This is a genomic window from Endozoicomonas sp. SESOKO3 (assembly GCF_024606255.1).
Genome location: NZ_JAHHPR010000001.1, coordinates 1 through 1,254, shown reverse-complemented (window position 1 = coordinate 1,254; position 1,254 = coordinate 1). Strand labels below are relative to the sequence as shown.

The 1,254-nt window shown below is 42.9% G+C and carries 1 protein-coding gene; it reads right to left on the bottom strand.

Going from position 1 to position 1,254, the window contains the following annotated elements; translation table 11 throughout:
* Positions 1-1,172: hypothetical protein (locus KDK18_RS00005; RefSeq protein ID WP_257252294.1), on the bottom strand; the 1,172-nt coding region annotated here is incomplete at its 3' end.
* Between the last annotated feature and the right edge of the window lie 82 nt (positions 1,173-1,254).

The following is a 1,254-nucleotide window of genomic DNA, read 5'->3' as shown; positions in this document are numbered from 1 at the left end:
GACTTTAAGTACCTGCTGTTGAGATCATGCTTTTTTTCCTCATATTCTTCTTTTTGAATCCGGTAGTGATCATGAGGAGACATGGACTCGTTATAGCTTGTAGAAGCATCGGGCTTTTTCAATTCTTCCATAGCATCGACATATTGTTTTCTTATTGCTTTACGTTGATTAATTCTTGCCAGGAGCTGTTTCAAGTCAGGGCTGTTCTCGACTTTTTTGTGAAGCAAGGCTTCTGCTTTTTCATCAATCACTTCGTCGCTCAAGGGTTGCCCCATGATAATCACCAAACGGTGGTTCGTCTTGCCTGAGCTTAATTTCGAAAACGCGGGATGTTGCACCAGCAGTCGTTCTATATTCGGAGTGCCCTCAGGATTATCGGTCCAGATGGGCTTTAACGATGAATTAGAAATTTTATCTTCAAGGAATGACGAAAACCCATCATAACCATGAGTAATAAATAAGGCATTATCTTTACTCTTTTGGAAACCTTCATAAGCCAACTGCCATTTCTGGCTGTTTTTTTCCCTGAACAAGCATTGCTGATAAAACTTTTTCAGGCCATCAGCGGCTTTAGCCTTCAGTTCATCGACACCTTCCAGACGCAACAATAAATCATGATGTTCAGCAGCCTCTATAATATGACTCTCATACACCGACGGCGGATCCAGCCAACCCAAATCCAAAGCCGCATAGGCAAAGCGAATAACCGGAGGATTGCTCAGGTCACTGTGCATCAGTATATCCACTATTGAACTCAACCACTGTTGAGAACTTGCTCCCGCCTGATCAATCATTTTCGAATGAAGTGACTTGAGTTGTTCAATGACCTGATAGCCATCACTGTTGGACAGTATTCTTTTTACTGCCTCAGACATCGGTTTATAGTTGTTGAAGCTGCTGTCACGCACAGCGCCGACCAGTTTTTTCTCGTAATAGCCCAACGCTTTTGTCTCCAGCGACTCTAACATTGAGATACCCGCAGAAAAATGGGTTAAATCTTTTTCTTCCCAAAGTTTTTTGACTATTTCGAAAGTACTTAGATTAATGTTTGGAAATGCCATGTTTGTCTCAAGCGCTTTGTGCAGTTCCTCAGGACACATATCAAAGGTTTTGGCCAGAGCTTGCTGTTGTGCTAAATCAGCATTTTTCATCACCCCCTTCAGGTGACCCATATTCCTCTTTGACACAGAGCTGGAACGACTTACCTTTTTGGTGAGCTGGAAGTCAGGTCTGATTTCTGTTCGCAGTCTGGGC